Below are 14348 nucleotides of genomic sequence, written 5' to 3'. Positions count from 1 at the left end.
TATGAGCATAACAATTTTTGCCAGGTTGTCAATACCCGGAAAATGGTCTCATAGATTTTCTTTTTCACTAAATTGTGGATAGATTGGGAACGAATAAACATGTAGAATAGGGCAATAGAACTACTTTTTGTAAGTGGTTTTTATCAGATGATGACGTAGGCAGTGTTTGAACCCAAGGACAAAGGAGATCAGTCATGAACACCAAATCTATCTCGATTCGCTACAAGCTGGTAATTACCATGCTGGCGATCACGGTAATTCCGTTGATGATAGCAGGTTATATGCAATTCCAGCAGGCCTCGGATGCCGTCTATCGATTAACGGTTTCCGACTTGCAATACATTACGAAAATAAAGGCGGAGGAATTGTCCCCCTATACGAAGAGCTTGTCTCCTGGTCTAGACGAACGTCAGAAAATTGACGCGATAATAAAAGATGTCGCCGAGAGCTATTACAAGCCAAATGGAATGATTGGGTATGCTTATATTATGGACCATAACGGAACGGCGCTGTTTCATCCCGACCCTGAAGTGAACGAGACTTCTCTCGCCCAGTACGACTTTGCCCAGATCATGCTCAGGGAAAAAAACGGCTGGCTGGAGTACGAGTTTCAGGGAAAGGACAAGCTGACTGCTTACGAGGAGCTTCCCAACGGTTGGCTGCTTGCCATCGGAAGCTATCGGGATGATCTGCTGCAGCCGATCGAAGCGAGCCGGCTGATGATGTTTACCATCAGTCTCGTCAGCGCAGCTTGCGCACTCGCGATAGGCATTTTCATCGTAACCAAGCTGCTCCGGCCGCTTGGGGAGCTGGTCGAAGCGATGAGACTGGCCGAGACAGGCAACCTGACCCCGCGAGTACGCGTCCGCTCCAAAGATGAGATCGGCGAGCTGTCGCGCATTTACAACGAGATGATGGATGTGTTTTCCCGCATGCTCAAAGAAGTGCAGCTGGTGTCCGGGCAGGTCGCCTCGTCATCGGAAGAGTTGACGGCCAGTACGGCGGAGAGTGCCCGTGCTTCCGAACAAATCGCAGCAGCTTCTTCGGAAATTGCGGCTTCGTCCGACCAGCAAAAGGCTGAGGTAGTCGAGACGACACGTTCCTTGCACCAGATCGGCCAGGATGTAAACCGCATTGCAGAGGCGACCAGGCATGTCAGTGACGACGCGGATAAGGCTCATCTGCTCGCAACGGACGGAGAAGCGAAGATGAACGAGCTGGATCTTGAAATGGAACAAATTGCTGCAAATGTCTTCCAGACGGAGGAAGTCGTCCGCTCCCTCGGCGTCCAGTCGGAGCAGATCATGGGCATTATTACGGCGATAAAGGACATTTCAGAGCAGACCAATCTGCTTGCGCTCAACGCCGCGATCGAAGCGGCACGGGCCGGAGAGCAGGGGCGCGGCTTTGCGGTCGTCGCCGATGAAGTTCGAAAGCTTGCGGAACAATCAAGCCAGTCCACAGAGAAAATCGCTGATCTCATCCACCGTGTCCGCGGGGACATCCAGGCGTCCGTCAGTGCAATGGGCGCGACCACGGTGTCCGTTACGGCGGGCCGGAACGGTGTGTCCCAGGCGGGCGAAGCCTTCGGACAGATCGTCTTGGCTGTTCGCGATGTCAGCAGCCAGGTGCGCAAAATGAACGAGTCCGCGCAGACGATGAATCAAGATACCGGGCTGCTGGTGGCCCGGGCTGACGAAATCGCCCGACTCGCCCATCGAGCGGCACTTGACACCCAGGAGGTCGCTGCCGCCTCGGAGCAGCAGACTGCCACGACGGAAGAAATGACAGCAGCAGCGGAGACGTTGGCTCAAATGGCGGAGCGGTTGTCAGAACAAGTAAATCGTTTTACAATCTAAACAGAGTTAATCGGCAGACCGCTTTGTCGAAGCGTCGATGAACGGAAGCTGAATGCGAAGACCCCGCCCGAGATTTTCACACTCCCGGGTGGGTTTCTTGCTGTATTAGCAGGTAAAAATCAGTATGTCTTTCGAGGGGGCGCTAAGATGTCGCAGCAAACACTCCCTTTGTTTGCCGAACCGTTTGTTCGTGGATCGATCGTTCAAGAAATTTTTTACAATGAAGAAACGTGGTACGGAGTTATTCGTCTTAAAGTAGAGGAGACTTCGGAAGCGATCAAAGAATCTGAGGTGGTCGTAGTCGGAAATTTTCCAAGGCCGCATCCTGAAGAACTTTACACATTCTACGGAGAATGGAAAACACACCCCCGTTTTGGGCAGCAATTTGTCGCTTCCCGCTATGAGCGCGAAACGCCGAAAACGGTGGCTGGCGTCGAAAAATACCTGGCCAGTGGCCTCTTCCAGGGAATCGGAAAAAAGATGGCGAAACGGATCGTGGAGCATCTCGGTGTCGAAGCGCTATCCATCATCGCAGACCGTCCCGAAGCATTGGTTGAGATACCCGGGATTACGGAAAACCGTGCCAAGCAAATTTATGAATCGGTGATGGAACATCGTTCCTTGGAACAGGCCATGGTGTTTTTGTATGAGTTCGGAATCGGGGTTCAACTGGCATTGCGCATCTACCAGACCTACAAGCTGGAAACGATGAAGGTGCTCACAGAGGAACCTTACCGCCTGATTGAGGATGTGCAGGGGATAGGCTTCAAGCGGGCGGATGAGATCGCTCGTTCGACCGGGATTGCCGCCTCTTCGGAAGAACGCGTCCAGGCAGCCGCGATTTTTACGCTTCAAGAAGCCTCTTATGCCGAAGGACACGTTTTTCTCCCCATTGCAGAGCTTTGTGAAAAAACACTGCGTTTGCTGCATGAATGCGGCGGCCACCGCTTTTCGCCAGAGGAGATGGAGCTTGCGATAGAGGGCTTGTTCGTGGTATCCAAAGTGATGTGGGACGAGGAGCGGGTATACCTCCCCAGCCTCTTTTTTGCTGAAGTAGGACTGGCCAAACGACTTCGTTTTTTCGCCGATCGTGACGAATTTGGTTCGTTTCCTGTCTCGGAGCTGTACCATGCGCTCGGCGCAGTCGAAGAAGAATTGGCCATCACCTATGCCCAAACACAACGCGACGCGATTGAGCAAGCGATCAAATCTGGGCTGATGCTGCTGACGGGAGGACCGGGGACTGGGAAAACAACGGTCATTCGCGGGATTTGCCGAGTGTTTGCCCATCTGCATGGTATTTCCTTTGACCTGAGAAAATACGACGAAACCAATCCTTTCCCCATCGTACTGGCTGCACCAACAGGCCGTGCTGCCAAGCGAATGACAGAGACAACCGGATTGCCGGCCATGACAATTCACCGTTTGCTCGGCTGGAAGGGCGAGAGCTTCGAACATGACGGAGAACACCCGATCCGCGGAAAACTCCTGATTGTTGACGAGATGTCGATGGTCGATATTTGGCTGGCCAACCAGTTGTTCAGAGCGTTGCCAAATGACATTCAGGTGATTCTCGTCGGGGACCCGGACCAGTTGCCCTCTGTCGGCCCGGGCAACGTGCTGCAGGATATGATCCGCTCGGGACTATTGCCGCGGGTTCAGCTTACGGAAATCTACCGGCAAGCCCAGGAATCTTCAATCATTCGTCTCGCCCATGATGTGCGAAAAGGGATCGTTCCGTCCGATCTGTTGAAATCCTCACCGGATCGAAGATTTTTCACAAGTTCGCCACATGAAGTAAATGAAGCAGTGAAACAAATTTGTCTCGGGGCCGTAAAAAAAGGATATACAGCAAAAGATGTACAAGTTCTTGCCCCCATGTACAAAGGTAATGCAGGAGTCAACCGGCTGAATGAGGAGCTTCAGGAGCTGTTTAACCCCAAAGTGGGACAGAAGCGTGAAGTGACTTTTGGTGAAACCGCATTTCGCACAGGGGATAAGGTGCTTCAGCTGGTAAACAACGCCGAGGAGCAAGTGTTCAACGGCGATATGGGTGAAATCGTTGCGATTTTTTACCCAAATGAAAACGCAGAGAACGAAGAGATGATCGTGGTTTCTTTTGATGGTCGAGAAGTGACGTACAAGCGATCTGCCTACCATCAGCTAACACTTGCCTATTGCTGCTCTGTCCACAAGTCACAAGGCAGTGAGTTTCCGATCGTTGTGATGCCTTTTGTGAAAAACTACCATCGCATGCTTCGACGCAAGCTGGTGTATACGGGAATCACTCGCAGCAAATCATTTCTGATCATGTGTGGAGAACCGGAAGCTTTTCGCATCGCCGTCCAAAGTAATGAGGAGGGTGTGCGTTACAGCTACCTGGAGGAACGTCTGAAACAAGGCTGATGCTGGAACATGTTTTGTTGCATGGAACGAATGAGTCCGCCGGATACTAAAAAGGCGGAAGGGGGAAAACCCACATGCGCAAGGCATTGGATGTAATCGGCATGCCGGTTGTCTCCCTGGAGACCGGGGAAGAGATCGGCATAATCCGTGACATTCTAGTGGACTCCGGAAAATGGCAAGTGCTGGGAGTCTTGCTGAGCGAACAGGGCTGGTTCCAATCTGGCACCTACATTCCCTTTGACCGTATCCATGCGGTAGGAGAATCCTGCCTCACCGTATCGGGCATAGACGCTGTTACCTCCTTGAATCATCTGGCCGCTTCTGATCCTGCCGGCATCCTGACGGGAAAGTTGAAATTGAAGGGGAAAGCTGTCATTTCTGCTTCCGGGGACCAGCTTGGGCGATTGGAAGATGTTTACTTCTCTGCGGATTGGGAGAAAATTGTAGGGTATGAATTATCGAACGGTTGGCTGGCGGACGTCACTGAAGGACGTAAACGCCTGTCCGTTCCTCCATCCGTCATTATTGGGGAAGAAAACCTGATCGTGCCGGACTAGGGTTCGCAGCCAGGCGTCAAAGGGAGGAAATAGATAGATGCGTGTTATATGCCCGAACTGTGGTTCCAAAGATATTGGAAAGATTGGGACCAATCAGTATTACTGTTGGAACTGCTTTATTGAGATGAGCGTGGCTGGTGAACAGATTGCCTCTGTGTACCAAGTCGAGGAGGATGGTTCCCTCCATTCGCTCAACGATCTGTTTATCGATGAACAGAGCGTCCCCACCGAACTTAGCATGTAGATACTCAGACAGGAGGTGTGTCACGAATGATCGTTCGAAGCTTGATTCGCGTCATCGCTGCGAGTGGCCTCGTGGCGGCTGTCGGCTTTCTCATGGCACCGCGCAGGCGCAGAGGATTTTCCTTTAACATCAATCGTTGGCCCTTCTCCATGCGGGATGTACAAAAGCTGATGAAGGTAAGCAGGAAATTTATGCGAGCTGTCGCTCGTTAACAATGAAAAGCCCGAACGTCTAGGGGACAGATCCCTGTATAGATGTTCGGGCACTTTTTCATTTGACAACGAAAAAGTGCGGAATAAGAAACTGAAAATTTACAATTTTCTTATTGAAAAAACAAATACAGCCCCTTATAATGGCAGAAACGAAAGTTTACACTTCAGAATTTCTCTAATTGTAAAGTTCATACTTCATGTCACTTCACACCACTTCAAGCCCAAAAAGAGGAGGGAAATGTTGTGAGAATTGCAATTGGCGGTGTGGCTCATGAGACCAATACCTTTTCAAACGTTCCGACGACAAAGGAACTGTTTGAACTCTGGGAGTGGTCTGTTGGCGAAGACATACTTCTCCATCATCGCGGCGTGAGGGACTTTATCGGGGGGATGATTGATCGAGCAGAAGAATACGGCTTCGAAGTCATTCCCACATTCCTGGCAGCTGCCTATCCGGCAGGCACAATCACGGAAGAAACTTATCAAGAATTAAAAAGCAACCTGATCGAAGGCATTCGGCGGGCTGGAGAGGTAGATGCGATCCTCCTTAGTCTGCACGGTGCCGGAGTGGCAGAAGGAGTTGACGATGTAGAGGGCGATCTTTTGCAGTCGCTGCGAACCGAATTTGGAGAGCTGGTTCCCATCGTAGCCACACTCGATTTGCACGGCAATTTGACCGAGAAAATGGTTGCTCATGCAAGCGCGTTGCTCGGCGTCCACTTATACCCCCATACGGATTGCTACGAGCGCGGTTTGGAAGCAGTGGAAATCGCCCGCAGGATCGTCCGAGACAATTTGAAACCAACCATGCACCTCACCCGATTACCTCTTATGATTCCGACCTCTACTACGAATATCTCCCCTGCAAAAGATGTAAATGAACGATGCTGGAACTGGGAAAAAGAAGATGGCGTTATCGATTGCGCATTTTTCCACGGCTTTCCTTATACCGATATCCCCGACGTCTGTGTATCCGTCCTGTCCATCACTGAAGACAATCCCCAGCTTGCACGCCGTGTTTCCGAAGATGTAGCCCAATATATCTGGTCAAAAAAAGAAGAATTTGCCCCGGATGTGCTCTCGTGCGCCGAAGGAATCGAAGCGGCACTCAAACTGGAGGGGCAGCCAATCGTAATCAACGAGACCTCCGACAATCCCGGTGGCGGCACCCCTGGTGACGGTACTCATCTGTTGCGTGCCATGCTGGAAGCGGACCTTATGAATAGCTGCTTTGGCTTTATTTACGATCCAGAGGTAGCGAGAATCGCTCATCAGGCAGGCGCAGGAGCCACGATTGAAGTGGAGCTGGGCGGAAAAACAGATCATCTGCACGGCGAGCCGCTTCGCGTAAAGGCATATGTGAAAACGCTTTCGGACGGTACCTTCATAGCTAGTACACCGATGGGCGCGGGCGGCCAGGTTCATCTGGGCAAATCGGCCCGCCTGCAAATTGGCAGTATTGATGTCCTGGTTTGCTCCATTAAATCACAAGTTCTGGATGAGCAAATTTTCCTGCTTCACGGGATCGATGTGAGAAAGTACAAGATCGTCGCATTAAAGTCAAGCCAGCATTTCAGAGCGGCCTTCGAGCCGATCAGCCAGCATATTGTTACCGTGGATTCACCAGGACTGACCACACTTCTCTTCACCTCGTTTGACTACAAACGAATAAACCGGCCGATGTATCCGATCGATGAGGATACGACGTTCGTGCTCACACCAGAAAACGAAGAAAAACCATACCAGAATATGTAAAAAAGGAGCTAAAGATGGAGAACGTGAACGAACACATCCGCAAACACTACCACAAATTGACCAATCAGCAGAAGCTGGTTGCCAAACTGATCCTGGACGAACCCAAGCAAATCGCTCTCCATCCCGCCAAAGTAATCGGCACTCTGACAGGGACGAGTGAGACAACCGTGATCCGGATGTGCTACGCCTTAGGCTACTCCGGATACAGTGCACTGCAAAACGAAATCCGCGAGTCCCTGTTGCTCCCCCATAAAAAAGATAAGCTGCTGGAAAATTATTCTAAGGACCAGATGGATGAGTCAGATGTGATCACCTGCAACATGGAGCAAGACCTTGCGTACATTCAGAAAATGCTGAATGAGATCAAGCCTGAGCAAATTCAGAGAGCCGTAGAGAGTATCGTGAAGGCGAAAAAAGTAATCGTCGTCGGCTTCCGCAGCTCCCACGGCCCAGCTACCTGGCTCACCTCCACCTTAAATGTGGTAAAAGGAAACGCCCACCTGTACCGAGGGCAGACCGATGATGCCAACTACCTGATTACAGAAGTGAACGCCAAGTGTGTGGTCATCGCTTTTTCCTTCCCACGCTACACCAAAGAGACCATCGTCTTTTCCCAGGCGGCCAAAGAAAAGGGAGCCAGGATCATCGCCATTACCGATGATGAACTTTCACCGATTGGCCCGATCGCGGATACCTTGATCAAGATCGCCACCCCTGCTCCTACCGCGCTGAAGGGCATGGCCACCATCTTTTCCCTGTTGAATGTACTGGTCAGCGGGATTGTTCAGGCAGACCGGCGCAACGTACAAGCGAGGATCAAGCAATACGATGAAAGCGGTCAATTGTTCTACCCGTTTTTTGAAGCGACATAAAAAGGGGGCATTTCAGATGTTCCGTGGTCTTCAGACCTGGCGCCATCTCTTCGTTTCAATTCTCGTTTTCGTGCTGCTTGTCGGCTGTACGGCATCACCGCAGCAGACCACAAGCGAGCCACAAGCAAACCCTGGCTCGTCAGCAGCGGGGAAGGGGACTTTGGTTATCTCCGCATTGATCGAGCCGTCCACGATTGACGTACAACAAGCAACGTGGATCGACAGTGCCAACACCCAGATCTACGATCCGCTGCTCAACTATGACTTGAATGGAAAATTGTCGCCTGGTCTGGCAGAGAGGTACGAGGTTTCTGAGGATGGAAAGGTATGGACCTTTTTCCTTCGCAAAGACGTCCTGTTTCATTCCGGAGAGCCTTTAACAGCAGAAGCCATCAAAAAGACGATAGAGCGTTTTATTCAAATCTCTCCCGTCAAAGAGTTGGCTGGTCCGGTTGAGAAAGTGGAGGCTGTTGACGAGCATACAGTAAAACTCTACTTTTCTGAAGCGTTTGCGCCATTTTCATCAGTAGCTGCAGCCCCCTTTTTTGGTGCCCTTGATCCCAAGCGGCTGGCGGAGATGGGCGATAAGTTCGGAGACAACCCATCCGGGACTGGTCCGTATCTGTTTGAAAAGCATGATCGGGGTTCATCGATTACCTATAAAAGGAATCCGGTATACAACTGGGGAACGGAGTCGGCGAAAAATCGGGCCGCCCCCTATGTCGATCAAGTGGTCTTCCGATTTGTCAAAGACGATGACACGCGAATTCTCGAATTTAAAAAAGGAACGATTCACATCCTGCAAAATGTTCCCACGAACTATGTACAGGAATTGCAAAACACACCGGGCGTAGAGATTTTGAAGGTACCGGAAACGGGAATCAAGTACCTCGGATTTAACAACAAAAAGCCGATCTTTCAAGATACGCGGGTGAAGCAAGCGATCTCGATGGCCATCGATCGCGATCCGATCATCCAGGTGGCTTTGGGAGGATTTGCTCAGCCCGTATTTGGACCGCTTCCCCCGACGATCCCGTTTCACAGTGAACGGATCGAGAGCATGGCCAGACAAGAATATGCCTACAACGTGGAGAAAGCGAAAGCGCTCCTGGCTGAAGCAGGTTGGACGGACAGCAACGGGGATGGGATCGTGGAAAAGGACGGAAAACCGTTTAGCGTTGAACTGTTGCTTCCCAATGAGCCTGCCTTCCAGCGCGTTGCCCAGATTGTCCAAAATCAGTTGAAAGCGATTGGCATTGACCTGAAGCTGGCTGTCACAGAAACCGCAACGGTCAGGGACCGGACGAGCAAAGCCTCGCATGATATGGCCCTTCTGTACTACGGCTATTCGGACCCCGATGTCCTGTATCTCATGTTCCATTCGAAAATGAGCATCCGCACGCATTTCTCTACACCCGAATTGGATCTCCTGCTGGAAAAAGGGCGGCGGACAACGAATGAAAAAGAGCGAATGAATGTCTACGAGGAAATTCAGGAACTGCTGATCAAAGAGGCGCCATGGGTTCCGTTGTACGCGGAGGAAAATATTTTTGCCACCCGCGGAATTGAAGGCTTCAAGCTGCATCCTTTCCAGGAGTTCTTCATCCTTCAAGACGTAAAATTGACGAAATAAGACAAGGGGTGTTTTTCCATGCATCGATACCTCTTGAAAAGACTGCTCTCCTTGCTGGGAACGTTGCTGGGGATCTCCATCCTTGTCTTCCTCATGGTGCATCTGATCCCCGGCGACCCGGTTCAATTTATCCTCGGAGAGTTTCCGACTCAGGAAGCAACCCAAGCGCTAACGAAGCAGCTCGGGCTTGATCAGCCGCTCCTCACACAGTACGCCCAATTCCTGAACAGATTGCTTCACGGCGACCTGGGCACCTCCTTCATCACGGGACAGACCGTCTGGTCAGAAATTGCCATCCGATTCCCAATCACTATCCAGTTGGCGCTCTACAGTATTCTCATTGCATCTCTTGTGGGCATCCTGCTGGGAGTCATTGCTGCAGTCAAGCAAAATACACTGGTAGACCGCATTGTGGTTTTTTTCTCGCTGCTGGGCATCTCTGCTCCTGGCTTTTGGGTCGCGCTGTTTTTGATCTGGATTTTTTCCTACAAGCTGGGGATTTTCCCGATATCCGGCTACGATGGCCTCCAGTCGCTGATTCTCCCTTCGATCACCCTTGCTTTGACGGAGGTAGGGGCGGTGGCGAGAATGACCCGATCCAGCATGCTTGATGTGATCAAACAGGACTATATGCGCACAGCAGAGGCCAAAGGCGCAGCCTTTTACGCACTGGTGGTTCGTCACGGGCTGAAAAACGCCATCATTCCAGTCGTCACCATGATCGGTTTGCAATTTGGATCGCTACTGGCAGGTGCCGTGGTGATCGAGACCGTATTTGCGCTGAAAGGACTGGGAAGCATGGCGATTGAGGCGATCGGCATGCGGGATATTCCCCGGATTCAGGGAATGGTCTTTTTCGTAGCACTGTTGTTTGCTCTCACAAATCTGCTGGTCGATCTGTTATACAGCTGGCTTGATCCGCGGATTAAATACGAATAGGGAGGGGGAAGCCAGTGGACGGAAAGCTCACAGACATACAGCTTAACCAAAATTCAGACGGTACCGGCACCCTTTCCCTGCCAAACGAGGTGTCTGTTCAGAAACCCTCCGCGTCATACTGGTCCATTGTCTGGAGGCGTTTGAAAAAGAATAAAATGGCGATGGCTGGACTTTTACTGCTACTGACCGTTACCTTCGCCGTGATCATGGCACCCGTGCTTGCTCCCTTTCCAGTAGAAGAGATGAATTTTGCGGAGCGATTGCTGCCGCCTGATGGCAAACATCTGCTGGGCACAGATGATTTTGGACGGGACATTTTCTCGCGATTGCTGTTCGGCGGCAGAGTTTCCCTTTTGATGGGATTGATCTGTGTCGCTACTGCCTCCGTGATCGGCGTAACGATAGGGGTGATCACGGGGTATTACCGAAAGCTGGACATCTTCATCATGCAGGTGATCGATATCATGCTGGCGCTGCCATCCCTGTTGCTGGCCATCTCTATTATTGCTGTACTGGGGCCGGGATTGACCAACGCGATGATCGCGATTGTGATTGCCGTGATTCCGATCTATGTCCGTATTGTCCGCTCTTCGGTGCTCTCCGTCCGCGAAAAGGAATACGTGGAGGCCGTACGGGCACTGGGAATCCGCGATCACATCATCTTGTTCAAGCACATCTTGCCCAATATTCTCTCCCCGATCATTGTCCTGTCCACGATTCAGTTCGGGACGGTCATTTTGGCAGCGGCGGCGCTTAGTTTTCTCGGACTGGGGGCGCAGCCGCCGACGCCAGAGTGGGGAGCCATGGTGTATGTAGGCAAAGGCTTTCTGGGGCAGGCCTGGTGGATGTCGCTTTTTCCCGGACTTGCGATCATGCTCGTGGTGCTGGGTTTCAATCTGCTTGGTGACGGGCTGCGAGACGCGCTTGATCCAAAGCTGAAATAATCAATCTAGCATGAGGGAGAGGAGGAAACGAAATGACTCTGCAAGGAAAGCTGGACGCTATCGTAGCGAAGCAAAAAGGAAGCTTTGGCGTTGCCGTCAAGCATTTGCAGACGGGTGAATCCGCAGGCATGAACGAAAGCAAGCCATTTCAATTGGCGAGCGTGTTTAAGGTGCCGATCCTGGCTGCTCTGTTTCGCGATGTCGAGGAAGGCAGACTGCAGTTGGATGCGCGGATTCGCCTGAAATTTGAAGAGCGAGTGCCTGGCTCCGGAGTTCTTCAGGAGCTTGATCCGGGAGCGGAGGTCTCGATAAAAGACCTGGCGATGCTGATGATCATCGTCAGCGACAATTTTGCTACAGACCAGGTGCTGGAATTGGTGGGGATCGAGCGGGTTGAGCAGTATATGAAGCAGCTTGGCCTGGAAGGTACGTCGATCAAGCACAGCTGCTGGAGACTGCTGAGCCAGTGCGTCGGAATCGATGAACCCAAGCCTCGCGCGGAGACTTACAAGCTGTTTCACGAAAGGGTAGAGGCCGGCCAGTTTGACAAGCAAGCCAGCCTTTTTGAAGCAAGCTCCGAAAATAATGTGTCAACGCCGCAGGAGATCAACCGGCTGCTGGAGTGGATCGCAGCCGGGAAATTGGTCTCGCCTGAGGCAAGCAACGGCATGCTGGATATCATGCTAAGGCAGCAGCTTCGCAACCGGATTCCCTACCTATTGCCGGAGCGGGTCAAGACCGCGACCAAATCAGGTACAGTGGGTACCGTTGTCAACGACGTAGGGATTGTATTTCTGCCCGAGGATAAAGGCTCCTTTGCCATATCGGTGCTTTCCCATGGCAATCCGACCATAAACGAGGGTCAACTGGCCATCGCCGAGATCACACGCGCGGTCTATGCCCATTTTACGGAAGGGTAAACAGGGAAGTTGCAGATGAACCCAAGAGAGGAGGCGTGCTATGGACAAGACGCTGCTGGAGGTTGACCGGCTCCAGATGAAATTTTTCACGGAGACCGGTACCGTAACAGCGATTCGCGATGTATCGTTCAAGATTCAGCCAAAAGAGACGGTAGCGCTCGTAGGCGAATCAGGCTGCGGCAAGAGCATCACCTCCCTGGCCATCATGGGACTGATCAAAAAGAATGTAGGTCAGGTGGAGGGAGAAATCCGATGGAACGATACCGTGATCAGCAGTTTGTCGGAGAAAGAGATGAGATCCATTCGCGGGCGGGAAATCTCGATGATTTTCCAGGAGCCAATGACGTCTCTCAATCCGGTTCATACCATCGGCCAGCAGATTGGGGAGGTATTCAGCATTCATACCACGCTGTCCAAAAAGGAGCGGCGAGAAAAGACGATTGAGATGCTGCAAAAGGTAGGGATACCCCGTGCGGAAAAAATCGTGGATGAATACCCGCACCAATTATCCGGGGGGATGAAGCAGCGTGTCATGATCGCCATGGCAATGGCCTGCAATCCCACCTTGTTGATCGCAGACGAGCCGACAACCGCCCTGGATGTGACGATTCAGGCGCAAATCCTGGAGCTGATGAACGAGCTGAAGAAGACGTATCATACTTCTATTTTGCTGATTACGCATGACCTGGGAGTCGTAGCGGAGATGGCTGACCGCGTGCTGGTGATGTATTACGGGGAGATCGTAGAGGAGGCGGACGCTGCGACCCTTTTTACCCAGCCCAAGCACCCGTACACGATCGGACTTTTGCAATCCGTCCCGCGCCTGGAGGATGATCGAAAGCGGCTGGAGCCGATAGAAGGAAATGTCCCGCTTCTGGGCGAGCTGACGAGAGGCTGTCCCTTTTTCTCGCGCTGCAAAGAGGCGCGGGAATACTGTGCCCATCAGAAGCCCCCGCTTACCCAAACGGGCATGCAAGCGGTTCGCTGCTGGCTGTATGCCAAGAAGGAGCTGGCGATATGAGTGAGTGGCTGCTTACCGTAGATCAGCTGCAAACCTATTTTCCGCTCCGTAACAGCTGGTTTGGTCGAAGCAACGGGTATGTGAAGGCAGTGGATGGTGTATCGTTTCGCCTGAGAAAGGGGGAGACGCTTGGACTGGTTGGTGAAAGCGGCTGTGGTAAGTCAACCACAGGGCGAAGCATTCTGAGCCTGATCAAACCGACAAGCGGTTCCGTCGTCTTCGATGGGAACGAAATGACAACCATGCGGTCATCGGAGCTGAGGAAGCTGCGACAGCGCATGCAAATTGTCTTCCAGGACCCGTATGCGTCTTTGAATCCAAAATTGACGATCTATTCTGCTCTGGAGGAGGCTATTTCCGTCCGGGCTGATGCGCGGACCAAAGAGGAGCGCCGGGAGCAGGTCATGGAGCTGTTAAAGCTTGTAGGCCTAAACCCATCCCAGGCGGATCGGTACCCGCATGAGTTTAGCGGGGGACAGCGGCAGCGAATCGGGATTGCCCGCGCGTTGGCCGTCAGTCCGGAACTGATCGTGGCAGACGAGCCGGTTTCCGCACTCGATGTCTCGATCCAGGCCCAGATTGTCAACCTGTTGCAGGATTTACAGGAGAGCCTGGGCTTGACCTATCTGTTTATTTCGCATGACCTGGGCGTGGTCAAACATATCAGCAACCGGATCGCTGTGATGTACCTGGGCAGAATTGTGGAAATTGGTGAAAAGGCGCAGCTCTTTTCCAATCCGCTGCACCCCTATACGCAGGCGCTCATGTCGGCTGTTCCAAGCACCAGTCCGCTGTTCAAAAAAGAGCGAATCATGCTGAAAGGAGATGTTCCCAGTCCTGCTAACCCACCGTCAGGCTGTGCTTTTCACACCCGCTGCGGCAAGCGCATGGAGATTTGCCAGAGTGTCCGACCTGTGGAACGAGAGGTACATCCGGGACATTATGTCTCTTGTCATTTATATACGACGTAGTTGTGGAGAGAGAGG

At 52.0% G+C, this 14348-nt stretch carries 13 protein-coding genes; all 13 read left to right on the top strand.

All coding sequences use genetic code 11. The features are described from left to right. Positions 1-194: 194 nt before the first annotated feature. The 13 genes from NDK47_RS18145 to NDK47_RS18085 all read left to right on the top strand — a co-directional run bounded on the left by NDK47_RS18145 (position 195) and on the right by NDK47_RS18085 (position 14333). On the top strand, positions 195-1859 hold the full coding sequence (locus NDK47_RS18145; protein ID WP_251871169.1) for a methyl-accepting chemotaxis protein: 1665 nt from the start codon (positions 195-197) through the stop codon (positions 1857-1859). A 147-nt stretch (positions 1860-2006) separates the two neighbouring features. After that, complete coding sequence (recD2, locus tag NDK47_RS18140; protein WP_251871168.1) at positions 2007-4265, top strand: SF1B family DNA helicase RecD2; 2259 nt, start codon at positions 2007-2009, stop codon at positions 4263-4265. A gap of 74 nt (positions 4266-4339) precedes the next feature. Further along, complete coding sequence (locus NDK47_RS18135; RefSeq protein ID WP_251871167.1) at positions 4340-4822, top strand: PRC-barrel domain-containing protein; 483 nt, start codon at positions 4340-4342, stop codon at positions 4820-4822. 37 nt (positions 4823-4859) lie between these two features. Then, positions 4860-5066 carry a DUF2797 domain-containing protein gene (locus NDK47_RS18130; RefSeq protein WP_251871166.1) on the top strand — a complete coding sequence of 69 codons (207 nt, stop codon included), beginning with the start codon at positions 4860-4862 and terminating at the stop codon, positions 5064-5066. A 26-nt stretch (positions 5067-5092) separates the two neighbouring features. After that, positions 5093-5278: a hypothetical protein gene (locus NDK47_RS18125; protein WP_251871164.1), complete on the top strand. Its 186-nt coding sequence runs from the start codon at positions 5093-5095 to the stop codon at positions 5276-5278. A gap of 243 nt (positions 5279-5521) precedes the next feature. Next, the gene (locus tag NDK47_RS18120; RefSeq protein WP_251871163.1) at positions 5522-7033 is read left to right on the top strand and encodes a M81 family metallopeptidase; all 1512 of its coding nucleotides are present in this window, start codon (positions 5522-5524) and stop codon (positions 7031-7033) included. A gap of 14 nt (positions 7034-7047) precedes the next feature. Further along, on the top strand, positions 7048-7905 hold the full coding sequence (locus NDK47_RS18115; RefSeq protein ID WP_251871162.1) for a MurR/RpiR family transcriptional regulator: 858 nt from the start codon (positions 7048-7050) through the stop codon (positions 7903-7905). 16 nt (positions 7906-7921) lie between these two features. After that, positions 7922-9538, top strand: a complete 1617-nt coding sequence (locus tag NDK47_RS18110) for an ABC transporter substrate-binding protein (protein WP_251871160.1) — start codon at positions 7922-7924, stop codon at positions 9536-9538. An 18-nt stretch (positions 9539-9556) separates the two neighbouring features. Further along, positions 9557-10477: an ABC transporter permease gene (locus tag NDK47_RS18105; RefSeq protein ID WP_251871159.1), complete on the top strand. Its 921-nt coding sequence runs from the start codon at positions 9557-9559 to the stop codon at positions 10475-10477. Between the two features lie 77 nt (positions 10478-10554). Continuing rightward, complete coding sequence (locus NDK47_RS18100) at positions 10555-11421, top strand: ABC transporter permease (protein ID WP_407653452.1); 867 nt, start codon at positions 10555-10557, stop codon at positions 11419-11421. 32 nt (positions 11422-11453) lie between these two features. Continuing rightward, positions 11454-12341, top strand: a complete 888-nt coding sequence (locus NDK47_RS18095) for a serine hydrolase (RefSeq protein ID WP_251871156.1) — start codon at positions 11454-11456, stop codon at positions 12339-12341. Positions 12342-12381: 40 nt separating this feature from the next. Then, on the top strand, positions 12382-13362 hold the full coding sequence (locus NDK47_RS18090; protein WP_251871154.1) for an ABC transporter ATP-binding protein: 981 nt from the start codon (positions 12382-12384) through the stop codon (positions 13360-13362). Continuing rightward, on the top strand, positions 13359-14333 hold the full coding sequence (locus NDK47_RS18085; RefSeq protein WP_251871153.1) for an ABC transporter ATP-binding protein: 975 nt from the start codon (positions 13359-13361) through the stop codon (positions 14331-14333). The genes NDK47_RS18090 and NDK47_RS18085 overlap by 4 nt, the downstream gene beginning before the upstream one ends. Positions 14334-14348 lie beyond the last annotated feature (15 nt).

Source organism: Brevibacillus ruminantium (assembly GCF_023746555.1).
Classification (GTDB): Bacteria; Bacillota; Bacilli; order Brevibacillales; family Brevibacillaceae; genus Brevibacillus; species Brevibacillus ruminantium.
The sequence above is the reverse complement of the archived record's forward strand: the minus strand, read 5'-3'. Positions and strand labels throughout refer to the sequence as shown.